This window comes from Agarivorans sp. (genome assembly GCF_050295395.1).
Classification (GTDB): Bacteria; Pseudomonadota; Gammaproteobacteria; order Enterobacterales; family Celerinatantimonadaceae; genus Agarivorans.
Genome location: NZ_JBNKPP010000069.1, coordinates 1 through 21,557, shown reverse-complemented (window position 1 = coordinate 21,557; position 21,557 = coordinate 1). Strand labels below are relative to the sequence as shown.

Here is a 21,557-nt window from a genome sequence, read left to right as displayed (position 1 = left end):
AGCAGAAATGTGTTTCACACCCACTTTGGCGTATTCTTCCTTCCAGATTTTGTCTAAACCATATTGGTTGAACAGTACTGGAACGTCTAAAGAATAACGGCAACCAAAGGGGAAGTAGCCGCCAAAGGTGGTCACTTCGGTAGGTGAGGCCATGGAGTCATCATCTGATTGCACCGCATCGATAATGCCTTTTTGCATGGCGCGGAATAGTTCTCCGGTAGGCACTAACTGATCGGCAAAATACAGCTCAATCTGCATTTCTTCACCGGCGATGCGGTTGAAGGCTTCAATGGCTGGTTTTACCACGTGCTCGGCCAAGGCTGGGCCTGCATAGGTTTGCATACGCCACTTGATTTTAGGGCTAGCAGCAAAGGTTTTGGCGGGAGCCAGCAAAGTACCTGCGGTTAATGCGGCTGCGCCTGTTAGAAACTTACGTCTTGAGTTCATAGTTATCCCTCCAATGGATATGGTTTGACGGAGCTCATTGCCCGCCGCGTTTTTTGCATTTCAAAATCGTTGAATAAATCCTTCATCACTTACTTCCCGTACACGTAGTCAGGTAACCAGAGCGCTAACTCGGGGAAAATCATAATTAGTACTAAGGCGGCGATCATAATGGCCACAAAGGGGCCGATAGAGCCGTAAATATCGCGCAGGCTGATTTCCGGCGGAGCCATGGCGCGCATTAAAAACAGGTTGTAACCAAAGGGTGGGGTTAAGTAGGCAATTTGGCAGGTCACGGTGTACAGCACGCCGTACCAAATTAGGTCAAAGCCTAGCGCGTTAACCAAGGGCACGTACAGTGGCGCAACAATCACCAACATCGCCGTGTCGTCGAGGAAGGTGCCCAGCAGTACAAACGATAGCTGCATTAGAATGATGATCATCCATGGGCTTAAACCTAGTTGCTCGGTAAATAGTTGCTCAATGGCTTTTACTGCACCAAGGCCGTCAAAGACCGAGCCAAAGCCCAAAGCAGCAAGAATGATCCACATAAACATGCAGGAGATGGCTAGGGTTTTACGCACTGAGTTTTCGAAGACGGTTTTAGTCAGGCGTTTTTTGAAAATGGCGGCTAAAAAGGCGGCCATTGCACCAATAGCCGAGCTTTCCACTAAGCTGGTCCAACCGTTAACAAAGGGCACCATCATCACCGCGAAGATCCCCAAGGGCAGTAGCCCGGCACCTAATAAACGCATTTTTTCGGCTTTGCTGATTTGTTGAAGCTCTTCTTTACTCAGGGTTGGCCCGAGGCTGGGATTGAGCTTGCAGCGAATTGCAATGTAGATGATAAACATCGCCGCCATAATTAAGCCTGGCACCACCCCGGCTAGCCAAAGTTGGCCTACGGGTTGGCGAGCAATCATCGCGTACAACACTAATACCACCGAGGGGGGCACTAAGATCCCCAGCGAAGAGCCCGCTTGAATCACCCCGGTGACCATTTTTTTGTCGTAATCGCGTTTTAATAATTCGGGTAAGGCAATGGTGGCACCAATGGCCATGCCAGCAACCGACAGGCCGTTCATCGCCGATACCAATACCATTAAGCCAATAGTACCGATGGCCAAGCCGCCGGGCATGGGGCCCATCCAGACATGGAACATGCGGTAAAGGTCGTCAGCAATTTTAGATTCAGACAAGATGTAACCCATGAAGATAAACATCGGCAGGGTTAGCATGGGATACCAAGTCATTAACTTGGTGGCAGCGGTGAAGGGGATTTCGACTCCGCCGGTGCCCCACAGCATCATAACGGCGATGGAAGCCACCGCACCAATAGCCGCAAATACCCGTTGACCGGTTGCCATTAGCAACATCATCAACGAGAACATCGTAATTGCGATCATACCGTAACTCATTTGATTTCTACTCCGCGAATAGTGGCAATATCTTTAATAAATTCTGAAATGGATTGGAGGATCATCAGGATGAATCCGGTACACATCACCGCCTTAATCGGCCAAATCAGTGGCCGCCAAGCGCTACGAGTGCGTTGGCCGTACTCCAGTGAATAAAATAGGCTTTCTAGGCCGCCATAAAGCAGCACTGCTAAGTAGAAAATAAGAAAGAAAACGGTGAAGGCGTCGACCCAAGCGCGCTTTTTCACCGACCATTCGCCGTAGAAGAGATCCATTCGTACGTTGGCTTTGAGTTGAATGGCGTAAGCGCCACCAACAATGTAGTAGGCCACCATCATGAATTGAGCAGACTCTAAGGTCCAAAGTGAGGGCATGAAAAAGGTTCTTGAAATGGAAGACCACATCAAAATCCCCACCATTACAAAGATTCCGTACATCATAAAGCGGCCTATTACGCGATTAAATTTATCGACGTATTTGACGTAGGCAACAATAAAACCGGGCATTAGCGTTCCTTAACTTGCATAGTGACTAACAGTCAGCGCTCCATTCAGCAGCGCTCTGTTGGCTAATCCTTTAGCGCAGGCTCCGATATTAATGGCATGATGGCCGCGAACTGGGCACTACATGTTTATCGGTACCTGCTTTACTGCGTAGCTTGTTTGGCTTTATAGCCGGCAAATGCTGTTGGTTCATTTCTTGCTCAGTTTTAAAGCAAACAGGCATTAGTAGGGGCAGCAAGGCTTGTTCCATAGCACTATCAAAAAACTGCAATGCCAAAAAGTATTTGTAAAACAATAATATAGTTACACTGTGCCCTGAGTTGGTTCAATCAAGAGCCAAGGATGAAAGAGATGGAGAAAGCGTGTTTGCACGATAATGAGTCATTGTTGTGTACTATTCACTCAAATGATGCAAATCATCAGGCCGAGAACTTGATTAACTGGCAGCAGCAGTTTGATCAACTCAGCCGAGGGCGCTTTGTTGGCCTAATTAATGAGATCCATTTCCCTAATATTCATGTATTTCGCGAAGACACCAGCCAGCAACTACGTCAGCAATGCCAAATTGAAGAAGGGAGCTTGTGGTTGGGTTTTAGTGCCGACAATAAAAATTGCCGTATAAACAATCAAGCCACCCGGAGCGAGCAGTTTTTATGTCGACCTGGGGGCCATGATTTTGAATTACTCACCCCAGAAAACTTTTCTATTTTTGGTTTGGTATTACATCGCAGCTGGCTAAACCAATGGTTGGAGCAGAATGATGAACTGGCCGATAATGCTTTCGATTGCTTGTATTTAGACGGGATAGCACCGCAACTCATCTTTTCTTTTCGCCGATATTTGTCGCTTCTGCTGCAGGCCGATGGCCAGCGTTGGAGTAGCTTAACCCAGCAACTGATTCTTAAAGACGCGGTATTTGAGCTATTGAGTTTAGCGCAAAATGCCCCAGTGGCTGCAATGGCTTTTGCGCAACGCCAGCGGCTGATGCAGCGAGTGAAAAGCTACCTACATGAAGCCGATTTGAGCGTTCCACTGACCATCGATGAAATCTGTGCGGCGGTGCATGTGAGCCGCCGAACCTTGCAATATGCATTTAGCGAGTGTTTAGGCATGTCGCCGAAGCACTATATTAAGGTAATCCGCTTAAACCAAATTCGACGAGCTTTATTACAAAGTGAGCAACAGCAGACCATTGCTGAAGTTGCCTTTGAGCATGGTTTCTTCCATTTAGGCCAGTTTGGCCAAGACTATAAAAATTTATTTGGTGAAAATCCGCAACAAACCCGTCATCGCTATCTTAGTCATAGCTAGTACTTTTTCATTTCGTTATAGCGGCCAAAATCCGGCATTCATTCTATAGATCTGCTGTTTAGCTGCTTGCAAACAGTTAGCCCAGCTATGCTGCGCTGATCGTTTCCTTTTGCATTGGCGTTCTATCTTTAATTTAAAGATGGTATTTGCGATCTATGATGTCCAGCCTAAGCGAGTGCTTTCTATACTATCAGTACTTACTGAGGTGAAATGGCAAATAGTAGATTGAGGAGTGAGCAGTAGATGAGGCGAGTTGCTTGTTGGGTGGTTTCTGTTTTCTCTTTGATAATTGTGCCCATGTATAACCTTGCTTGGGCTGAGCAAACCGCCGAGCCAGCTCGTCGTCAGATTGAATTAGCCACCATTGACTACCCTCCATTAATAGGGGATGGCAAGCGTCAAGATTTAATGAACGAGGTGAGCGATGCGGTTTTTCAGCTCTTGGATATCGAGGTGAGTTATAAGGTCTATCCTATGGCTCGAATTGCCCGAGCAGTGGCCTCTAACTCCATTGATGGGGCCTTAGGCAGCAGCGATTGGTTTTACCAGCATGAATTGGAAAACCCTGTCTATTTCATCACTTTTCATGATTTACGGATGAACTTTTTCTATTTGCAGCAGCGGTTTCCACGGGGACTCAAGTTCACTCGTTTAGAAGACTTGGGGGATTACAGTATTGGTTATTTGCGTGGTGGTTCGCTGCTGCCGATGTTTGCTAGGGCTAAACTTCAGCCTGATTTAGTGAGAAACCTCAGTCAAAACGTGCAAAAGGTCTATGCTGGGCGAGATGATATGTTTGCCGCTGTTGATATTGGCGGTTGGGCAAGCATTCGCGAACTGTATCCCAGTGAAGTTGAGAGCTTTGGGATGTCGGAGCAGGCTATTTTGATCATTAGCAGTAATCTTATTTTATCCCAACGTAATGCCGACTTAGTCCCCATGGTGGAGCAGGCCTTACAAACACTGATAGATCGCGGAGTATACCGAGCGATCGTTGAAAGGTACTATCCCAGCCCATTTCCTCGTTACATAGATGAATTTACTCAGCGTCCGGTAACTAGTTTTAGCTCCGAAGACCTCTCTTGGGAGTGAGCTAAATCTGCTTGATGAACAAGGCTGACGAGTTGTACGTAGCTAGCCGATATGCCATTTTTGTAAAATGAGGCCGCGTAGGGCTGAGTTTATGCTGGGCTAATGAAATACAGTAGCTAATGACAACTGCTACTTTGCGGGGTTGTTGTGATGGCAAATTTGGAGGCCTCGGTAACGCCTGAGACGAGCAGTTTGCTGCAAGCCAAGCCAGTGATTAACCTTTCGGCAGACCTTTTTAGTTGTTTTAGCTTTACTGGTTGTTTCATAGCCTCATTTAGTCAGCAAGCAACAGCCGTTGAATGAGTGTTTATCGCGCTAAAGGTAGGTAAGTTTTATCAGAGCGCAGATTTTACCAGTGAGCTGAATGGTGTATCTTAAGTAACCAGCCCTGTGAAGTTGGCCGTTGCAACTAGGAATGACTATTTCGCTTATGTCTCAAACTACTAAACAAACCGTCGTGCCTTGTTTGTTGCAAAGTTGGCACTTATCTGAGTCTGAGATTTACCACTGGTTACTTAAACAAAGTGGTGACCCACAGTTGAGCTTCGATTTATTGCAAGACACCTTTTTGCGGGCGCTGCAACAGCAAAAAAAATTTTGTGATATTCAGAATCAGCGCGCTTGGTTATTTCGAGTTGCGCATAATTTATTGCTCGATGCGTTGCGCCGCCAGCCTTTAAGCGTTGATATCACCAGTTATCAGCAGCTTGAAAGCCCCTTAAGTGATGGTTCAGCCGCTGTGGAAAGCCTTGCCCAATGTTTGCCTAAAGCGCTCACTAAACTAAGCCCCGCCGAGCAAGAAATTATTCGCCAGTGTGATTTGCTGGGGCTATCGCAGCAAGCTTTTGCTGACGCGCATCAGCTCAGCTTAAGCGCGGTAAAATCTCGAATTCAGCGCGCCAGAAAAAAGCTTAAACAGATCCTTCAGCAACAATGTCAAATTCGCTTTGACGAGCAGCAGCGGGTCTGTTGCTTCATAGCTAGTGACGCTTAGTTAAGTCCTCCTCGGCTCAGTTTGCTACTGGTTAGCAAAAAAATTTGCATCTATCTGCCTCCTGTTGCGTCTTATTTATAGAGGCTGGCATTGCTAGCGGGTTGAAGCATTTAAAGGGGTTGTAAATGTTACAGATTTTTACCGAACTAGCCGATTACTTGAGTTACCAGCTGCTGGGCTTGCAGCAAGGCACCAAGTGGGCCGATGCGGTGCATTTTTTCATTGAAGATACCAGTAAGATTATGGCCTTACTGATAGTCATGATTTATCTGGTGGCGTTAGTTAGAGCTTCCTTAAACGTAGAAAAGGTGCGTTATTATTTGGCCGGTAAACGGCGTATTGTTGGTTATGTCTCCGGTAGCTTTTTTGGTGCCGTTACTCCTTTTTGTTCTTGCTCTAGCATTCCGGTGTTCTTGGGCTTTACCTCGGCAGGTATTCCCTTGGGCATCACCATGGCCTTTCTCATCACGTCTCCACTGATAAACGAAGTGGCGGTGTTATTACTGTTTAGCTTGTTGGGTTGGAAATTCACGCTGATCTACCTGTTGTTGGGTAGCTTAATTGGTGTATTAAGCGGCTGGTTTCTGGATGTGATTGGGGCTGAACGTTGGCTACAGCCTTTGGCCTCTAAGGCTTTGGCCCGCAGCAAACTGCAGCCAAGTGAGCAACAAGGCGGGGTAGCCGAAACTAAACTCACAGTGACAATGCGCCATCAATTTGCCATCCAAGAAATGCAAGAGATTGTTAGTCGGGTATGGAAATGGGTATTTATTGGTGTCGGGGTGGGGGCTGGCCTGCATGGATTTGTGCCCGACGGTTGGATAGAGGCTTACTTGGGTGCGGGGCAGTGGTGGTCTGTGCCAGCCTCGGTATTGCTAGGAATTCCGTTGTATTCCAATGCCACCGGGGTGATTCCGATTATGGAAAGTTTGCTCACTAAAGGTTTACCAGTGGGAACTACTTTGGCTTTTTGTATGAGCACGGTGGCAGCCAGCGTACCGGAATTTGTGATGCTAAAGCAGGTGATGCAATGGCGTTTATTGGGCTTATTATTTGCCATGTTATTGCTGTCGTTTACGGTGATGGGTTGGGTACTTAATTCGCCTATTTGGTATTTTTAGGAGAACATGATGAAAGTATTTAAGGTATTAGGTTCGGGTTGTCGCAACTGCGTTAAAACCGCTGAACTCATTGAACAATTGGCTCAACAGCAAGGTATCGAAGTTAAAGTAGAAAAGGTGACTGACTTAGAGCGCATCATGGAATATCAAGTAATGTCGACACCGGGTGTGGTGATGGATGAGCAAGTAGTGCACAGCGGTGGAATCCCTAAAGCCGAGCAAGTGAACGATTGGTTAGTTAGTTAATACCGAGGTTTTGTACTTGCTGTTACTAGACTGAGTGGTAGAGCTGGTGGAGTTAACTCATCCTTGCTATTTGTGGTGATATTGTGGTTATTTTTACAGACTAGCTTGAACTCTCACCTAAGCTTGACTTAACTAAGTATGTGATTTGCAAATAGCATGGGTGACTTCACCTTAATAAGCGCTGTGGTTAGCGGCTGTTTGGCCGGAGGTTAGGATGACCGAACAAGAATTATTATCTCGGGTGAACGAGTTACCCAAAGTCCCCAGGGTGGTTCAGGAACTTGTTGGTATGTTGAGTGACCCGGATTGCGACTTTTCTAAATTGGCTCAAAAAATCTCCATGGACCAGGTGATTAGTGCCAAGGTTTTGCGTTTATCTAATTCCGCACACTTTGGCCGTAGTCGTACCATTGCCTCTATTCATGAAGCGGTGATTCGCCTCGGTTTGGCCCCCTTGAAAACCATGATAGTGGTATCTTGGTTAACTTCGGCCTTTCCCCGGGTTAAACACTTAGACATGGGCCAGTTTTGGAGTGATACTTTTGAAATAGCCAGTATCGCCAGTAAAATTGCCGAGAAAGTACGCATCGATGCTAATGAAATGTTTACTGCGGGGATCTTGCACAATATTGGCGATTTAATGGTGTATACCTTAGCACCTGAGCAGGCCTGTGAAATTGCCCGCCGGGTCGAAGAAGGGGAAGATCGTCAAGCGGTGCAGATGGAGTTGTTAGGCACAACGACTGCCAAACTAGGTAGCCAATTGGCGCGTTTGTGGAAGTTCCCAGCACGCTTGGTAGATACCATTGAGTACCATGCTAATCCTAAAGAGGCCAAGGTAGAACCACTGCGTGCCTTGGTGGTTAATTTTGCTTGTCAGTTGCATCGTGACTGGGATCAGCTAGAGAGTAAGGCTGCCAAAATTGATTACTTTGTTAGCCATACTAATTCTGGAGCGTTAATCCTGCCTTCCTCGTTTTATATCGCGATTGATGAAATTCGTGGCCAAGGGCGTGAAATGGCCAAGCAAATGGCTTGCTAAGGCTAAAAGCACTTATTGAGGGGCCTATTCTATGCTTTAATAGGCGCCGTAATATGTGAGTGGAAGCGCCTGTGAGTGAATCAAACGAAAAACGCCTGAATAAATACATTAGTGACTCTGGATTTTGTTCGCGTCGCGAAGCCGATAAGTTGATCGAGCAGCAGCGCGTGACGATTAATGGCCGCAAGCCCGAGTTAGGCACAAAAGTGCAAGTGGGTGATCAGGTAGCGGTAGATGGTAAACCGATCAACGCGGTAGCTAAGAATAAATCCGATCGCGTGTATATCGCTTATAACAAACCGGTAGGTATTACTAGCACTACCGAGCGTCACGTTAAGGGCAATATCATCGATGCCATAGGTCACAAGCAGCGTATTTTCCCTATTGGTCGTTTAGATAAACCTTCCGAAGGGCTTATTTTTCTTACCAGCGATGGTGACATCGTGAATAAAATTCTGCGTGCCGAAAATGCTCACGATAAAGAATATGTGGTGACCGTAGATAAGCCGTTGAGCGAACGCTTTGTTGAACGAATGTCGAAGGGAGTGCCGATTTTGGGCACGGTAACCAAACCCTGTAAGGTGAAAATCAACAGCAAGTTTGTTTTTACCATTATTTTAACCCAAGGTTTAAACCGGCAAATTCGTCGCATGTGTGAGTACTTGGGTTATGAAGTGCTGAAGTTGAAACGTACCCGCATTATGAATGTGAGCTTGGATAAGCTGCGCCCTGGTCAATGGCGTAACCTAACCGAGGCCGAAATGGCGGAAATTAACCAAGCGGTAGCTCACTCTAGTAAAACTGCGCCAGAGCAAGCTAAGCGAGTCGAGCAGAAAACTCAGCCACATAGCGAGTTGACCGCCAATACCAAAGTTAAGCCACGCTTTGATAACCCCAAGGCGAAACCCAGGGCCAAGCATCAGCCAGCCAAAGGGAAAAGCGCGCCCCAACGCACCTTAAAACTTAATAAAACTGCGCGTTAAACGTGTAGTGACTAGTCAAGATGATTGATAAACAAGCGCGACAATATTTACAAGAAATGGGCATCGATGTATGGATGCCCCGACAGAGTTCGCTTCGCCGGCCGCTGCAGGCTAAGCCTAGCTGGCCCTTGGTGTTGGTAATAGATGAGGCCGTGCTCAAGCAGCATTTTGCCCTATTTAAAGGTATTGTGGCAGCGATGCAGCTAGATTGGGCCGATATTCACCACTGCCCTGCGGCGCATTTCCCCGAAGACTTTCATGGTTGGGTTTTGTGGGCGGACCCTACACAAAACGCGCCTGAACATGCTCGTTTATTGGTTTGTGATCCCCAGCTTTTAGCCAGCGATCGCTCGGCTAAAAAGGCCTTATGGCAACAAATATGCACTCAGATCCTAACATCCAGTTAAGTCCTTTATCGCTGCTAGATGTGCCTTTAATGTTGGAGATAGAGCGGCAGGCTCATACTCATCCTTGGAGCCGTCAATTACTAGCCAGTAATTTTGGCGGCTTATACCGTAACTTGGGGTTGTGGCGGGGCCAGCAGCTACTGGGTTATATTATTTTACGGGTGGTGGCGGGTGAGGCTGAATTGATCAATGTGGCGGTCGCTCCCCAGCAGCAAGGTCAAGGTTTCGGCAAATGCTTAATCCAGGCGATGTTTAAACTTGCCCAAGAGCAGCAGTGGCAGCAAGTATTGTTAGAAGTACGAGAAAGTAACCTTAAGGCACAGCAGCTGTATCGGCAGTTTGGATTTTCTGAAATTGACCGGCGTAAGGGCTATTATCCTTGCCAGCAAAAGGGCCGAGAAGATGCGCTGATTATGCAATGTATTTGCTGCGAATAATCGTTAGCGCTTATGCTACGAGCAAAATGAAGTAAGGCTAGTTTTGCTCTTGGTCAGGCATTGCTGGAGTTGCCTGCCTAGCTAGCCGCGTGGCACTTAATAAAGATAAGCGAAAGCTGGCCGGTGACAAGGGCATAAAATTACCCTGTTGTAAGGTTTCTAGGGCCACCCAAATTTGCTGCATCTCTAATACCAAATAAGTTGAGACAGGATGCTCACCATCAAACATCACAAACAGCGAAGGGTAGGTTTTGAGCTTAAACTGAGCAGCGAACAGTTCGTGGTCACGATCAACATCGGCATTAACCTGCACTTTAACGTAGCGGCTCAGTAGCAGTTTCAGTTCTGGATTATTTAAGAAGTCTTCTTCAAAGGCGATACAACGTTGGCAAGCTTGGCGGCGTAAATAAAGCAGTACTGGTTTATCCGTGAGTTTTGATTCGCGAATTGCTTGGTGATAACCGGCAATATCGAATAACCAGCCATCTTCGGCGTGCACGCCACGCCCTTTTACGTGATAGATAAACATATAGCCAAGAGCCGCGCCACCCAAGGCGATAAGCACTAAAGTAAAAAAAACTTTCTTGATTAAATCAAAGCGCATTCGTGCTCTCTTGGTAGATTCTTTCATTAGCTATTGCACAGGGCTTGTTTAATTATCGGCCAACTCATCCTAAGCTTTAGTTTAGCTATAAATCAATAGTTTGCGCAGAAGAGGGGGGATTGTGGGCAACTGCGGGGAGACATCGGCCCCTCGTTAGAGGGGCTGGAAGTGATTTATTGAGAGAAGTCCAAACGGGTTAATTGCTCACCTAAGTAGGCTGTGTTGTTACCTGGTACAGGGTAGAGCTGTGAACTGCGGCTTTCGCCATCATCGTTATCCGCTAGGGCAATATTCCAATCGATGGTTTTGCCTTTTAAGCTGTCTACAGGCAGTTCGATGGCAAACTGCATGATTGTGCCGTCTTTGTTCCATTTAGCAATATGCTTACCAGGGAAGGTGTTTTTCTGGAAGTCTTGACCCACTATGCTTCTAAATTGAACAAATTTCTCGCCGATTTTTATGAAAATTTCAACATTGTCGGTTTGCCAATCATCACCGGTGGTTACTGTTTTGCTATCGTGACGGTGCACCACACCATACAAAGTGTTGCCAGAGTAAGCTACACGCCAGCTTCCACTAATAATGTCTTGGCTTGGTGGCGTTTGGTCTGCAGGATTTAGCTGGTTAAATGCAAACGGGTAGTGGTAAGCATTGGCCCATAGTGATGCATCAAATGCAGTATTGGCGTCTAAACCTTCTACTGGCTCAGCTTTAAAGCTCACTACCTGACCTTTTAGCTTGTCACTAATCTCAGTGTTTTGAGCGGTAAAGAATACTTCACCAAAGTCATGGCCTTGCCAACCGTTGTTAGTACCCGGTACCGGATACAATTGAGCGTGGCGACCCGCGTCTGGGCCTGCGTCGTTATCGGCTAACGCAATGTTAAAGCCTAATGTTGTGCCCGATAAAGTCGAGGTTTCCTTCGGTGTGATTGAGAATTCTAGAACCGTTCCGTCTTCACTCCAGTAGTTTTCAATATCCGCTTGGAAGGCGGTTGGAGCAAACTCTTCGCCGACTAAGGCGCGAATTTGCGCAAACTCCTCACCAAATCCGAGAAATACTTCAACCGAGTCGTTTTCCCATACTTGTGCTTGGTTAGTGATAACGGTTTTATCGTCTCTACGTTCAACACGACCATATAAGGTGTTGTTATCGTAAAGAAGCGCAAAGCGACCAGAAATATCGCTTTCAGCGGGTAGGGTTAAGTCTTTACCGCCTAACTGGTTGTATGCAAATGGGTAGAATACCGCATTAGTCCATTTTGCCGCGTCACCGTCTAGCGGCATAGGGCGTTTGGCTTGGTTGCTAATAAAGGCTTCAAAACGACGGCCTGCATCAGCTAATGGTGCCGGTGGCTCCCAATCAAACTTACCTTGGGCTTTATCGGTGAATACTTTGTTTACCGCTAGATAAGCTGGTTTAGGTTGGTATTGTTTGTCAAACATTAAGCCATGGTCGTAACCTTTAAACCAAGATGGGATCCAACTGTACTTGTCAGTAATACCCCAAGTCGTTAAAAAGTTTACGTTGTCATAATAAGCGCTGAGCCGAGCTAGTTCTTGATACATGTTAGCTTGTTGCTGCAACGCGCGGTCTGTTGCTTCACCTTGAATGCGCATGTCTACTTCAGTGAAGTGAAACTCTAGGCCTAGCTCTTTGATCCGCTCAATGTTAGCCGCAATGTCAGCCACGCGAGGCTGCACTCCTACAACTAAGTGAGCCTGAGTTCCTATGCCGTGAATAGGTACACCTTGCTGTTTGAGTTTTTTCACTAGGCGGTAGGCGGCATTCGCTTTAGGGCTTTTACCCTCGGTTGAGTAATCGTTGTAAACCAAAATGGCATCAGGGTCTGCTTTATGGGCGAACTCAAAGGCTTTTGCTATGTAGTCTTCACCTAAGGCTTGGTACCACAGGGTTGGGCGGAAACCTCCGTTATCATCTAAGGCTTCGTTTACCACATCCCAGTATTTCACCTTACCTTTGTAGTGGCTTACTACTGTGGTGATATGTTCTTCCATGATTTTTAGCATTTCTTGTTTAGAGAAGTCGCCATTTTCTAACCAATCAGGATTTTGAATATGCCAAATCAAGGCGTGACCTCGAACGGTCATGTGGTTGTTTTGCGCAAATTCAACCAGTTGGTCGGCTTTGTCAAAGGTAAACTGGCCGCGTTCAGGTTGCAGGTAGCTCCATTTCATTTCGTTTTCGGGGGTGAGTTGGTTGAACTCTCGCGCCAGCGTTTCGCTAAACTGCTTATCTTGTAGGTGGCGAGTCTCTAAGGCTGCGCCAAAATATTGCTGTTGCGGCTTAACCAGTTCACGCAAGGGGGTGGCCGACAGTGCGGTGCTGGCTAGCATTGTGCCTAATATAACTGTTTGTAACAGTCCGGTTTTCCTTAGCTGCATGCGCATTAGGCATACTCCTTTTAACGGTTGTTAATGTCTTGTAACAATACCTAGTTACGGCCTAATCTAGCACTGTGATAAATGGGAATATGATTACGAAAAAATACCCTTGTGAGCGGGCTCATATTGCTGTGGCAGAAAATGAAAATTGTTGAGCTGTATCAGTGTGGGTTTTGTTAAGTAGAACAGCAGGCTATAGAGTTTGATTGGCGCTAAGGTTTAATTTTCGCCTAGAAGGAGGGGGATTTTGGTGTGCCTATGCCGATTAAGCCAGTATAGTGATTTGTGTCACGATAATATTAAGGGGCTAACGTAGCTCGTGAGCTAAGCCCAAACATCACAACAAGGATGGACTGATGTTTAAAATTATTTGGAATCACCTCTGTATTAGTTTGGCTAATGCTTTACCCCGTTACCACTATTTCAACCAGCGTAGGCCCAAGCTATATCGTTTGGCCGGCTTAAATATTGAGTCGGGCGCGACTATTACCGGCCCACTGTCTTTACGTGTCGATACCACGAATAAAATTTACATAGGTAAAAACACTTATCTAAATAGCGAAACTCGCTTTGGTTGCCAAGACAGTAATATCAGAATTGGGGCCAATGTGCTGGTAGGGCCACGGGTTTCTTTTGAGTCCGCTAGCCATCAAGTGCGTTATGAAGAGGGGCTGGGCAGACCGCTGTTTACCAAAGAGATTGTGGTGAAAGATAAGGTATGGATTGGCGCGGGGGTGATCATCCTGCAAGGCGTTACCATTGAAGAAGGCGCAGTGGTGGCAGCAGGCGCAGTGGTTAATAAAGATGTGAAGAAAAATACCATTGTGGGCGGCATTCCTGCTCGCTACATCAAAGATGTGAGTTAATTGGTGTAATTCGGCAAATAACAAAAGAGCGCCGCCATGGCGCTCGTATATAACGGTTTAAGCTTAGATGCTTTAGGTGTTGAGGTATTGGCCATGAAAGGCTAAGTGTTCTTCAATAAAGCTTGAGATGAAGAAATAGCTGTGGTCATAGCCTGCTTGCATGCGAATGTTGATTTCACCGGGGTAGTTTTTGGCGGCTTCAACTAGGGTGTCGGTATGCAATTGCTCTAGCAAGAAGTTATCGGCATCGCCTTGATCCACCAATATGGGCAGCTGGCAGTCAGTTTGTTTGATTAACTCGCAGCTGTCGTAGGGCTTCCAAGTTTCTATATCATGACCTAAGTAAGCACTAAAGGCCTTTTGTCCCCACGGGCACTGCATAGGATTTACGATGGGGCTAAAGGCCGAAATAGAGCAGTATTGCTGAGGATTTTTCAATCCTATGCTTAATGCGCCGTGGCCGCCCATACTATGACCGGCAATGGCTTTGCGGCTAGACACCGGAAAGTTTGCTTCGATCAATTTGGGCAGTTCTTGGGTCACATAGTCATACATGCGGTAATGCTCAGCCCAAGGTGCTTGAGTGGCATTAAGGTAAAAACCGGCGCCTTGCCCTAAGTCGTAGTTATCGTCGTCGGCCACTTGCTCACCGCGCGGGCTGGTATCCATCGCCACTATGGCAATGCCCAGCTCTGCCGCCTTACGAAAAGCCCCAGCTTTTTGCATAAAGTTTTGATCGCTACAGGTAAGACCCGATAACCAATAAAGTACCGGTACCGGTTCGCCTTGGCGGGCATTGGGCGGCAAGAAAATCGCAAACTGCATGTCACACTGTAGGCTGCTTGAGTGATGCGAATACTGCTTGTGCCAACCTTGATAAACCTTATTCTGACTAATATTTTCAAGTGTCATAATTTACCTTTATCGAATTACCATGCTGCCCGCTAAAGCCGGCAGCACTATTCATTGATTGAGCTGAGAGCTTAGCGGTCCATGTGAATTACGCTACGAATACTCTTACCTTCGTGCATTAAATCAAAGGCGTGGTTAACCTCTTCCAAGCTCATGGTATGGGTAATGAATTCTTGTAAACCAAATTCACCGGCTAGGTAGCGTTCTACAATTTCAGGCAGCTCAGAGCGGCCTTTTACACCACCAAAGGCACTACCGCGCCACACTCGGCCGGTGACCAATTGGAAAGGACGGGTAGAGATTTCTTGACCGGCACCGGCAACACCAATAATCACCGATTCGCCCCAGCCTTTATGACAACATTCTAGGGCTTGGCGCATCACGTTCACATTACCAATACACTCAAAGGAGTAATCCACGCCGCCATCGGTCATTTCAACAATCACTTCTTGGATTGGCTTGTCTAGCTTTTGTGGGTTAACCAAGTCGGTAGCGCCCAATTGCTTGGCTAATTCAAATTTGCTCTCGTTAATATCAATACCGATGATGCGGCTAGCACCGGCCATACGTGCGCCGATAATCGCCGACAAACCAATCCCGCCTAAGCCAAAAATCGCCACGGTATCGCCTGCTTGTACCTTGGCAGTATTGAGTACCGCGCCCATGCCGGTGGTGACGCCACAACCTAACAAACAGACTTCTTCAAGCGGCGCTTGCTTGTTCACTTTGGCAAGAGAGATTTCTGGTAATACGGTGTATTCAGAGAAAGTCGAACAGCCCATGTAGTGGTAAATTGGCTCGCCGTTAATCGAGAAGCGGGTGGTGCCATCGGGCATTAAACCTTTACCTTGAGTTTCGCGCACTGCCTGACATAGGTTGGTTTTGCCTGACTTACAGAACTTACACTCACCACATTCGGCGGTGTAGAGCGGGATCACATGATCACCTACGGCAACGCTGGTGACACCTTCACCCACCATTTCTACGATGCCGCCACCTTCGTGGCCTAGAATGGCGGGGAATATACCTTCAGGATCATCACCAGAAAGGGTAAATGCGTCGGTATGACAAACGCCTGTGGCGACAATGCGTACCAATACTTCGCCTTTCTTTGGCAGTTCTACATCAACTTGTTCCATTTTTAATGGTTCACCGGCCGCCCACGCTACCGCTGCTTTAGATTTGATTGAGCTTTGCCCTGGTTGAATATTCAGTGCCATGTTTGATTCCTTAAGTCATCGTGTCTTGATTTAGCTTTAGTATAGTGGCTTCTCGGTGAATGATAATCTGCCAAATATGGAAAGGATTATTACTTATATGTAATAATTGGCGGCTCTACTGGCTTGCTATTACACAGGATTAGAGCATGGCGCATTGGGAAGGAGTAGCCGAGTTTGTTGAGGTGGCGCAAAGCCATAGCTTTACCAGTGCGGCTAAAAAACTGAAAACCTCGGTGGCTCAAGTAAGCCGCAGAGTATCGGCTTTAGAAGAGCGCTTAGCAGTAAAACTGCTTAATCGTACCACCCGTAAAGTCAGTTTAACCGAAGCCGGACTAGTCTATTTTCAGCAGTGTAAGCACTTAGTGGAAGGCCTTGAGTTGGCGAATATTGCGGTGACACAAATGCAGTCTCAGCCCAAGGGCTTACTTAAAGTTACCGCACCGGTCACCTATGGCGAACAAAAGCTCGCTCCCCTGTTTAACCAGTTTTTACAACTCTATCCACAGATTGATATGGAGCTTATCCTGAGCAACCAAAAGTTGGATTTAGTGGAGTCGGGAATTGATTTGGCGATCCGCTTGGGGCGGCTGGAAAATTCCACCATGATCGCCAGACAACTAGCCAGCCGGCAGGTTTACGTTTGCGCCAGTAAAGATTATTTACAGCGCTTTGGTGAGCCGCATACTTTGTCGGAGCTTAGCCAGCACCAATGCTTGTTGGGCTCTTTAGATCACTGGCATTTTCAGCAGGCGGGAAAATCCTTGTCGATCCGTGTTCACGGGCGCATAAAATGTAACAGTGGTTTTGCTCTGCGCGATGCGGCGCTGCGCGGTTTAGGTTTGGTGCAGTTGCCTGATTTTTACGTTGAAGAAGATCTGGCCAGTGGTGCTTTAATCGAGGTGTTAACTCAATTTAGAGAGCAGCGAGAAGGCATTTGGGCGCTGTATCCGCAAAACCGCAACTTATCGCCCAAGGTGCGCTTGCTGCTTGATTTTTTAGTTGAAAAACTCAGCGATGCTGAGCCCACCAGCTAAGGCCTAATGTGTAGCTTGGCTCTACCAATAAACAGGATTGCTGAAGGGCGCAACGCAACTTGGCCGCTGTTGAATAGGGCTTATAGGGGCGCTGTTAAGAGATAGCCCTTGCCAACCAAAGGGCATGGAGAGACGTAACGGTGCTTGAATCACTTGTTCTGAGAGCGGCGCAAAGCCGAATTTGCAATAATAGGCTGGGTCACCATAGGTGACCACCGTACTGACAGCACGCTGCTGCATTTGCTTTAGACCGCAGTTGATCAGAGCTTGGCCAATGCCTTGGCCTTGATGCTCGCTACTCACCGCCACCGGTGCCAGCATAAAAATCGGCTGTTCGGGTTTAAATAAGAGTTGAGTAAAGAAAATAGCCGCTACCAGCTGCTGGCCTTGATAAGTGCCAAAGCCAAACACCTGTTGTTGGTCGATAATGGCCGCGAGCTGCGCTGCCAACTGGCTAATGCCTTGTCCCTCTTGTGCATTTTCGGCGACGCTAAATACCTCGCCAAATAACTGGCTAATCTCGGCTTGTTGGCTACTGTCGAGTTGTTGATGTTGCATCGTGAATACTCTGCTGGGTTGGCATTGAAAGAGCTGAGGCTGCGATGGTTCTGCTGTTACTTAAACCATCGCTGCGTGGCGTGTTAGGCCTATGCGACTAGCTTAGCGCGATGCACTGTGGAGCGCTAGTTAAGCCTGGCTCTAGGCTGATTTGTTTGCGTCCTTTTGCCTTGCTGCGATATAGCAATTCGTCGGCGCGTTTATAGGCAGTATCAAAGCTTTCGTTGGCACATTGCCAAAGTGCGATGCCACCAGAGAGCGAAATGGCTTGCTGATTAAAGCCCAATAGCCGGGTCTGCAATTTTTCACTTAGCGTCGTTATATCGGTATTGCTCTGGCTAACATTGAGCAGCACCAAAAACTCTTCTCCTCCTACTCTAAGCAATAAGTCGTCTCGATTGTTTTTGAAGTTTCGCTTTAAATAGCTGGCGGTATGTACCAGCAAGGTATCACCAAACTCGTGGCCGTAGGTATCATTAAAGCTTTTGAAGTGGTCTAAATCTACCAAGGCCATTAAAAACTGAGTGTCGCTGTTTGCATGCTGTTTAATAAAAGTATTTAAGGCCGCGCGGTTATGTAAACCGGTGAGACTATCACGGGTATAGTTTCCTTCGTAAAAGCGAATTAGCTCAAACTGCTTTTCGTCACGAATGCCAATGCGGATGTTGCCATAGGCTGCGCTACGTTGTTCGCCCAGTAAGCGGTATACCGCTTCATATCCGGGTAGGCTAACTTTGACAAAGCGAACCTCATCGGAGGCCTTATCACAGATCTTTCCACGTTCGGTATAACATCGAAGCTTGGTTTGCTTGGTATTGGTAAAATCAGAGCTAAATAGAACGTTTAATTGCTGGTGATGCTGTTTAAAGCTGGCAAAGCCAGTATGTTTTAGGTGCTTAAGCGATTTACGATTCCAAATATGGCGTTGCAGCAAGGATATATTGGAGCGCCATAACAGGAGTAATAGGCAGAGTAACGGTAGCAAATACCAGCGTAGGCGCAGTGGAGCGTAACTTAAGCCTGTGTTGTTTATTTCCTCAAGATAAGTGCTTATGTATTGGTGCGCAGAAGAGGAAGCTAGTTGCAAAAAATAAGGGTTAGCTTGGGTCTGTGGGGAGTCGTCAGGCAATAAACTGGTTTTGACATAGAGTTTGCGAATGATGCCGTCTTTATGAAAATACAGGTCGTTGTCTTCCATTAAAAACTCTCGGTACGCCGCTTTATTTGCATAATCAAGCGGAAAGCTGCCGCTGGTCATGAGGTAGTCATGGCCGTCTACCGAGTCCATAAATTGATAAGCAATGTAAACCCCGTCTAAAACTCCTGAGCTGCGCAAAGTTTGCATGGCTAACAGGTTATGACACAAGGGTTCGGCCACCTGCTTGTATTGGATTTTCTCGGCAAAATCGAGCACCCGCAAGCGAGTACCATTTTCCACCAAGGAACAGGATCCTTGCAGGTTAATATGTACTACCACGCCAGCCGAATCTCTAAATTGCAGTGCTTCGAGAGTATCAATCACTCGCAGTTGACGACTAAGTTGTTTAAGCTTGCTATTTATCTGATACTTGGCCATAAAGTAGGCTCCCAGATGCAGGCTAAGCAAGATACTCATTAGCATAGCTATCACTAAGTAGTGCTTTCTAAACAGCAGGTTTTTCATTGCAGTTCTCCCCAAGTTGCTTGCTTAGAGTTGAGTTGTATCGCTTGTGGGCGGTAAAACCAATAGCCTTGAAAATAGTGTTTAGACGGCAAGCCTTGGATATTTTTTAGTGCGGCTAAGTCGCTGGCGTGCTCGATGTTTTCTATTACCAAGATTTGGCCATCGTGTAGTGGTTTGCGGCGCAAAAATGTTTGAAGTTGCAATCGTTGATTAGCACTGACGGGGCGAATGATTTTGACATAGTTAAATACATTCAGTTCAAAGCTTCGTTTATCGCCGCGCTGGCTATAGATATCGTAATCATCGAGAGCCAGACCAATACCTTCGGCTTTGAGTGCCAATAAACCTGCTTCACTGGCTAAACAAGGGCCGCAGTAAAGGCGTTCGGTGACTTCAATGTTTAGTTCACACTGATATTGTTTTAGCTGCTGATGTAAGTGGGTCAATTTAGCTAGCGCGCTAGAGTCACACAGAGTGTTAGGCTCAATATTGACGAATAACTTGCTGATGAGTGTTTGCTGGGCTCTTAACTCGGTATAGCAAAGCAAGGCATCAATAAATACTTGGCTAGAGAAGAACTCAGTTGGTTTAATCGCAGCAGAATACTGGCCGTTGTAGAGTATTTCTTCCGCGACGGGTTGATGCCATTGATTAACAATTTTTTGAGTTTTAAATCCCATTGTTAGCTGTGGGAATGAAGCTATTTTCCAACTGTCTGCACGTTTACACGATAACACTGTTATGTCCTCTGGTTAGGTTCATTCTCCTTTATGTTTAATTTTCCGCTGCTACCTGCTGCTGGCTAAAACTTACTTGATGCATCAATACACTTGTCGATGGTGGTGGCTTTAGACAAGGATGAGCTCGATACGAGGGCAATTTAGCCCTAACTGCCACGCCCTAACAGGGCATTATGTTTTTTTTAGTAAGCAGCCTTGCCTAGTAGGGGGAGCTTTTTTCTTCAGAACTGGACAAAAACAAATAGCTTTCATTATGTTAAGTTATTCTTGGGTAAGCAAAGGACTTGGAGAATGGAGATGGATTTTGCGGTGCAGATAAGATGCTATCGCGAGCAAGCAGGCTTAAGTCAGGAAGCTCTCGCTCAACAACTGTCCGAGTTAATGCCTCGTAAGCCGAGCATCGATGTAGGTACAATTAGCCGCTGGGAGCGTCAAGCGAGTGTGCCCAGTTTACGTAATCAGTTGTACATTTTACGTAAACTGGCAATCCCCATTGTTGCCAGTCGCTTCCAGCCTGAAGGTGCTAATGAAGCCGCCAAACAACTATTACAGACTCGTTTTAATCGTTTTTCCGGCTTGGGCGATGTGCCTTATCGACAAACCAAACCTCGATTTTATCTGGAAGAATCTCGCGCCATTGATGACTTTCTTAATGACACGACGATGTTGCAAGCCAGCCATCTAATGCGGCCTAGTGGCATAGCCGTTGATGAATTACGCAGCCTGCTTAAGCAGCTGAGTGGTATAGAGGTTTATGTTTTACGTTTTTATCAAACTCAGCAGATGGTCGGCCATCTAGCCTATGCCGTGGCTGATACATTGAAAATGCAACAGCTTTTGGAGCACTACCATAAAGTTAAGTTGCATGACTTTTTTGCTGCCGAAAGCCAAGGCCGTGTGTTGCTGAACTTTAGTGCCTACCTAAGTGATTTGGCACTTTATTTGTTTTGTGCGCGGCGTTTAATCGGCCTCATTGAGGCAGACCATAGCATTGACTGGTGTTTATCATATTCGTCGATCAACGAGGACTGGCAGGTTTATAAGCAGCTGGGGGCTAAGGTGTTATTACGCGGCAATCCAAAAGATAGCGGGGGTATTCGGATGGGTAAAGGGCGCTATAGCGCCGTTCTTTGTGGTTTAGACAGTGCTAGCGTATTGGCTTCGCCCTTGTCCGCTATTTCTAAACAAGATATCGCTGCATTGGCAGACTTTGAACTGTGATGACACTGCAGAGAACTTATCGATTAACTAAGCTTATTTATTTGATATGTCGCTGCTTTGCTCCGTGCTAGCCGCCTCTTCTTCGGCTTGCTGGGCGGCGCGCTCAGCCTTGGATATGTAACGAGGTTTGTTACTTTTATTGTTTTTGGCGTTGGCTTTTTTCGCTTTTTTCTTCAGCGTTTCGTTTATTTTCTTTTTGCGATTCACTGGCGCTTCCTAATCGGTGGGACAGGCTTTATTGTAGCAAACTGTGGTGGCAACATCTCTGGTTTCGTAAAGTAAATGGCGTTGTGGCTAAGGCTTAGCTGGGCGCTTTCTTTCGTGTTTACTCTGCTG

The 21,557-nt window shown here is 46.7% G+C and carries 22 protein-coding genes and 1 pseudogene; 12 read left to right on the top strand and 11 right to left on the bottom strand.

What is annotated here, in order from left to right; genetic code table 11:
- The 3 genes and pseudogenes from ACQY6Q_RS04040 to ACQY6Q_RS04030 form a co-directional block, all read right to left on the bottom strand.
- Positions 1 to 447: pseudogene (locus tag ACQY6Q_RS04040) on the bottom strand (C4-dicarboxylate ABC transporter); the annotation flags it as partial.
- Positions 448 to 536: 89 nt separating this feature from the next.
- A complete protein-coding gene (locus ACQY6Q_RS04035) occupies positions 537 to 1,862 on the bottom strand; it encodes a TRAP transporter large permease (protein ID WP_427978168.1) in 1,326 nt (441 codons plus the stop codon).
- On the bottom strand, positions 1,859 to 2,368 hold the full coding sequence (locus tag ACQY6Q_RS04030) for a TRAP transporter small permease subunit (protein WP_427978164.1): 510 nt from the start codon (positions 2,366 to 2,368) through the stop codon (positions 1,859 to 1,861). The genes ACQY6Q_RS04035 and ACQY6Q_RS04030 overlap by 4 nt, the downstream gene beginning before the upstream one ends.
- A gap of 348 nt (positions 2,369 to 2,716) precedes the next feature.
- Here ACQY6Q_RS04030 and ACQY6Q_RS04025 point away from each other — a divergent pair, with 348 nt between their 5' ends.
- The 9 genes from ACQY6Q_RS04025 to rimI all read left to right on the top strand — a co-directional run bounded on the left by ACQY6Q_RS04025 (position 2,717) and on the right by rimI (position 9,998).
- Positions 2,717 to 3,676: a helix-turn-helix domain-containing protein gene (locus ACQY6Q_RS04025; protein ID WP_427978161.1), complete on the top strand. Its 960-nt coding sequence runs from the start codon at positions 2,717 to 2,719 to the stop codon at positions 3,674 to 3,676.
- Between the two features lie 243 nt (positions 3,677 to 3,919).
- The gene (locus ACQY6Q_RS04020) at positions 3,920 to 4,768 is read left to right on the top strand and encodes a substrate-binding periplasmic protein (RefSeq protein WP_427978158.1); all 849 of its coding nucleotides are present in this window, start codon (positions 3,920 to 3,922) and stop codon (positions 4,766 to 4,768) included.
- Positions 4,769 to 5,198: 430 nt separating this feature from the next.
- Positions 5,199 to 5,762 (top strand): sigma-70 family RNA polymerase sigma factor, encoded by a 564-nt coding sequence (locus ACQY6Q_RS04015; protein ID WP_427978155.1) that lies wholly within the window; start codon positions 5,199 to 5,201, stop codon positions 5,760 to 5,762.
- A gap of 125 nt (positions 5,763 to 5,887) precedes the next feature.
- A complete protein-coding gene (locus tag ACQY6Q_RS04010) occupies positions 5,888 to 6,883 on the top strand; it encodes a permease (RefSeq protein WP_427978152.1) in 996 nt (331 codons plus the stop codon).
- Positions 6,884 to 6,889: 6 nt separating this feature from the next.
- The gene (locus ACQY6Q_RS04005) at positions 6,890 to 7,129 is read left to right on the top strand and encodes a thioredoxin family protein (RefSeq protein ID WP_427978149.1); all 240 of its coding nucleotides are present in this window, start codon (positions 6,890 to 6,892) and stop codon (positions 7,127 to 7,129) included.
- Between the two features lie 214 nt (positions 7,130 to 7,343).
- Positions 7,344 to 8,171 carry an HDOD domain-containing protein gene (locus ACQY6Q_RS04000; protein ID WP_427978146.1) on the top strand — a complete coding sequence of 276 codons (828 nt, stop codon included), beginning with the start codon at positions 7,344 to 7,346 and terminating at the stop codon, positions 8,169 to 8,171.
- 71 nt (positions 8,172 to 8,242) lie between these two features.
- Positions 8,243 to 9,154: a 23S rRNA pseudouridine(2604) synthase RluF gene (gene rluF / locus ACQY6Q_RS03995; RefSeq protein ID WP_427978142.1), complete on the top strand. Its 912-nt coding sequence runs from the start codon at positions 8,243 to 8,245 to the stop codon at positions 9,152 to 9,154.
- Between the two features lie 20 nt (positions 9,155 to 9,174).
- The gene (locus ACQY6Q_RS03990) at positions 9,175 to 9,561 is read left to right on the top strand and encodes a DNA polymerase III subunit psi (protein WP_427978140.1); all 387 of its coding nucleotides are present in this window, start codon (positions 9,175 to 9,177) and stop codon (positions 9,559 to 9,561) included.
- Positions 9,534 to 9,998, top strand: coding sequence for a ribosomal protein S18-alanine N-acetyltransferase (gene rimI / locus ACQY6Q_RS03985; RefSeq protein ID WP_427978138.1), 465 nt, complete (start codon positions 9,534 to 9,536; stop codon positions 9,996 to 9,998). Before ACQY6Q_RS03990 ends, rimI begins: the two co-directional genes overlap by 28 nt.
- Before the next feature lie 37 nt (positions 9,999 to 10,035).
- On the opposite strand, the gene ACQY6Q_RS03980 is transcribed toward rimI, so the two are convergent.
- Positions 10,036 to 10,629, bottom strand: coding sequence for a thioredoxin family protein (locus ACQY6Q_RS03980; protein WP_427978135.1), 594 nt, complete (start codon positions 10,627 to 10,629; stop codon positions 10,036 to 10,038).
- 146 nt (positions 10,630 to 10,775) lie between these two features.
- Positions 10,776 to 13,013: an endo-1,4-beta-xylanase gene (locus ACQY6Q_RS03975; protein ID WP_427978133.1), complete on the bottom strand. Its 2,238-nt coding sequence runs from the start codon at positions 13,011 to 13,013 to the stop codon at positions 10,776 to 10,778.
- A 350-nt stretch (positions 13,014 to 13,363) separates the two neighbouring features.
- Between ACQY6Q_RS03975 and ACQY6Q_RS03970 the strand changes: the two genes are divergently transcribed.
- A complete protein-coding gene (locus ACQY6Q_RS03970) occupies positions 13,364 to 13,873 on the top strand; it encodes a hypothetical protein (RefSeq protein ID WP_427978130.1) in 510 nt (169 codons plus the stop codon).
- Between the two features lie 72 nt (positions 13,874 to 13,945).
- Here ACQY6Q_RS03970 and fghA read toward each other — a convergent pair whose 3' ends face one another.
- A complete protein-coding gene (fghA, locus tag ACQY6Q_RS03965; protein ID WP_427978128.1) occupies positions 13,946 to 14,785 on the bottom strand; it encodes an S-formylglutathione hydrolase in 840 nt (279 codons plus the stop codon).
- 71 nt (positions 14,786 to 14,856) lie between these two features.
- Entirely contained in the window at positions 14,857 to 16,005 is a 1,149-nt protein-coding gene (locus tag ACQY6Q_RS03960) for an S-(hydroxymethyl)glutathione dehydrogenase/class III alcohol dehydrogenase (RefSeq protein ID WP_427978126.1), read from the bottom strand.
- A gap of 146 nt (positions 16,006 to 16,151) precedes the next feature.
- Here ACQY6Q_RS03960 and ACQY6Q_RS03955 point away from each other — a divergent pair, with 146 nt between their 5' ends.
- The gene (locus ACQY6Q_RS03955) at positions 16,152 to 17,039 is read left to right on the top strand and encodes a LysR family transcriptional regulator (protein ID WP_427978124.1); all 888 of its coding nucleotides are present in this window, start codon (positions 16,152 to 16,154) and stop codon (positions 17,037 to 17,039) included.
- Positions 17,040 to 17,060: 21 nt separating this feature from the next.
- Here the strand turns inward: ACQY6Q_RS03955 and ACQY6Q_RS03950 are convergent, their stop codons facing one another.
- From ACQY6Q_RS03950 to ACQY6Q_RS03940, 3 genes are all read right to left on the bottom strand, one after another.
- The gene (locus tag ACQY6Q_RS03950; RefSeq protein ID WP_427978122.1) at positions 17,061 to 17,597 is read right to left on the bottom strand and encodes a GNAT family N-acetyltransferase; all 537 of its coding nucleotides are present in this window, start codon (positions 17,595 to 17,597) and stop codon (positions 17,061 to 17,063) included.
- Between the two features lie 97 nt (positions 17,598 to 17,694).
- Complete coding sequence (locus ACQY6Q_RS03945) at positions 17,695 to 19,260, bottom strand: GGDEF domain-containing protein (protein WP_427978119.1); 1,566 nt, start codon at positions 19,258 to 19,260, stop codon at positions 17,695 to 17,697.
- On the bottom strand, positions 19,257 to 19,940 hold the full coding sequence (locus ACQY6Q_RS03940) for a hypothetical protein (protein ID WP_427978116.1): 684 nt from the start codon (positions 19,938 to 19,940) through the stop codon (positions 19,257 to 19,259). The genes ACQY6Q_RS03945 and ACQY6Q_RS03940 overlap by 4 nt, the downstream gene beginning before the upstream one ends.
- Positions 19,941 to 20,291: 351 nt before the next feature.
- Here ACQY6Q_RS03940 and ACQY6Q_RS03935 point away from each other — a divergent pair, with 351 nt between their 5' ends.
- Positions 20,292 to 21,221, top strand: a complete 930-nt coding sequence (locus ACQY6Q_RS03935; protein ID WP_427978114.1) for a helix-turn-helix transcriptional regulator — start codon at positions 20,292 to 20,294, stop codon at positions 21,219 to 21,221.
- Between the two features lie 33 nt (positions 21,222 to 21,254).
- On the opposite strand, the gene ACQY6Q_RS03930 is transcribed toward ACQY6Q_RS03935, so the two are convergent.
- Positions 21,255 to 21,428, bottom strand: coding sequence for a DUF2986 domain-containing protein (locus tag ACQY6Q_RS03930; protein WP_427978111.1), 174 nt, complete (start codon positions 21,426 to 21,428; stop codon positions 21,255 to 21,257).
- Positions 21,429 to 21,557: the final 129 nt, after the last annotated feature.

What these genes read in the sequence shown, in the direction of transcription:
- ACQY6Q_RS04035 (WP_427978168.1), bottom strand. Translation starts at nt 1,862, where the DNA reads ATGAGTTACGGTATGATCGCAATTACGATGTTCTCGTTGATGATGTTG.
- ACQY6Q_RS04030 (WP_427978164.1), bottom strand. Translation starts at nt 2,368, where the DNA reads ATGCCCGGTTTTATTGTTGCCTACGTCAAATACGTCGATAAATTTAAT.
- ACQY6Q_RS04025 (WP_427978161.1), top strand. Translation starts at nt 2,717, where the DNA reads ATGGAGAAAGCGTGTTTGCACGATAATGAGTCATTGTTGTGTACTATT.
- ACQY6Q_RS04020 (WP_427978158.1), top strand. Translation starts at nt 3,920, where the DNA reads ATGAGGCGAGTTGCTTGTTGGGTGGTTTCTGTTTTCTCTTTGATAATT.
- ACQY6Q_RS04015 (WP_427978155.1), top strand. Translation starts at nt 5,199, where the DNA reads ATGTCTCAAACTACTAAACAAACCGTCGTGCCTTGTTTGTTGCAAAGT.
- ACQY6Q_RS04010 (WP_427978152.1), top strand. Translation starts at nt 5,888, where the DNA reads ATGTTACAGATTTTTACCGAACTAGCCGATTACTTGAGTTACCAGCTG.
- ACQY6Q_RS04005 (WP_427978149.1), top strand. Translation starts at nt 6,890, where the DNA reads ATGATGAAAGTATTTAAGGTATTAGGTTCGGGTTGTCGCAACTGCGTT.
- ACQY6Q_RS04000 (WP_427978146.1), top strand. Translation starts at nt 7,344, where the DNA reads ATGACCGAACAAGAATTATTATCTCGGGTGAACGAGTTACCCAAAGTC.
- ACQY6Q_RS03990 (WP_427978140.1), top strand. Translation starts at nt 9,175, where the DNA reads ATGATTGATAAACAAGCGCGACAATATTTACAAGAAATGGGCATCGAT.
- rimI (WP_427978138.1), top strand. Translation starts at nt 9,534, where the DNA reads ATGCACTCAGATCCTAACATCCAGTTAAGTCCTTTATCGCTGCTAGAT.
- ACQY6Q_RS03980 (WP_427978135.1), bottom strand. Translation starts at nt 10,629, where the DNA reads ATGAAAGAATCTACCAAGAGAGCACGAATGCGCTTTGATTTAATCAAG.
- ACQY6Q_RS03975 (WP_427978133.1), bottom strand. Translation starts at nt 13,013, where the DNA reads ATGCGCATGCAGCTAAGGAAAACCGGACTGTTACAAACAGTTATATTA.
- ACQY6Q_RS03970 (WP_427978130.1), top strand. Translation starts at nt 13,364, where the DNA reads ATGTTTAAAATTATTTGGAATCACCTCTGTATTAGTTTGGCTAATGCT.
- fghA (WP_427978128.1), bottom strand. Translation starts at nt 14,785, where the DNA reads ATGACACTTGAAAATATTAGTCAGAATAAGGTTTATCAAGGTTGGCAC.
- ACQY6Q_RS03960 (WP_427978126.1), bottom strand. Translation starts at nt 16,005, where the DNA reads ATGGCACTGAATATTCAACCAGGGCAAAGCTCAATCAAATCTAAAGCA.
- ACQY6Q_RS03955 (WP_427978124.1), top strand. Translation starts at nt 16,152, where the DNA reads ATGGCGCATTGGGAAGGAGTAGCCGAGTTTGTTGAGGTGGCGCAAAGC.
- ACQY6Q_RS03950 (WP_427978122.1), bottom strand. Translation starts at nt 17,597, where the DNA reads ATGCAACATCAACAACTCGACAGTAGCCAACAAGCCGAGATTAGCCAG.
- ACQY6Q_RS03945 (WP_427978119.1), bottom strand. Translation starts at nt 19,260, where the DNA reads ATGAAAAACCTGCTGTTTAGAAAGCACTACTTAGTGATAGCTATGCTA.
- ACQY6Q_RS03940 (WP_427978116.1), bottom strand. Translation starts at nt 19,940, where the DNA reads ATGGGATTTAAAACTCAAAAAATTGTTAATCAATGGCATCAACCCGTC.
- ACQY6Q_RS03935 (WP_427978114.1), top strand. Translation starts at nt 20,292, where the DNA reads ATGGAGATGGATTTTGCGGTGCAGATAAGATGCTATCGCGAGCAAGCA.